This window comes from Campylobacter sp. 2018MI13 (assembly GCF_018501135.1).
GTDB lineage: Bacteria > Campylobacterota > Campylobacteria > Campylobacterales > Campylobacteraceae > Campylobacter_E.
In genome coordinates this window covers 1-436 of the sequence record NZ_JAHCZC010000238.1, presented here as the reverse complement: position 1 = coordinate 436, position 436 = coordinate 1, and the positions used below count along the sequence as shown (strand labels likewise).

1 protein-coding gene is annotated in these 436 nt (G+C 55.7%); it reads left to right on the top strand.

The features are described 5' to 3' along the window. Positions 1–44: 44 nt before the first annotated feature. Positions 45–436: MurR/RpiR family transcriptional regulator (locus tag KJQ99_RS11375; RefSeq protein WP_214150727.1), on the top strand; the 392-nt coding region annotated here is incomplete at its 3' end.

The window sequence follows — 436 nt, the reverse complement described above, 5'->3', positions numbered from 1 at the left end:
CTCAGTACTGTGAAGATTCTTTTCCTCATGTGGCCTTGGAGAACTTGGACGAGATCAGTGCTGCGACGGGGACCTCGACGGCGTCGGTGACGCGCTTTGTGCGCAAGCTGGGCTATGCCAGCTTCCGTGACTTTTCGCGGAGCCTTCGTGAGGAGGTCGCCGCTAACTTTGACCTTCCTAGTGATCGCACCACCAATGACCCCACGACTGATGAACCGGGAGCCATGTGGCGTTCCAAGATGGAAGCTGCCCGACGCAGCATTGATATTGGTCTGAACTCTTTGGATGGCGAAACATTCGACCGAGTTGTTGAGTTGCTGCGCGACGATTCCCGTCCGCTCTGCCTTGTCGCTGCTGCTACTGGGCATGCTCTGCTTGACTATTTCCGGTTATTGGTGCGCTATTACCGGCGTGACGTCATCTTGTTGGATTCGAC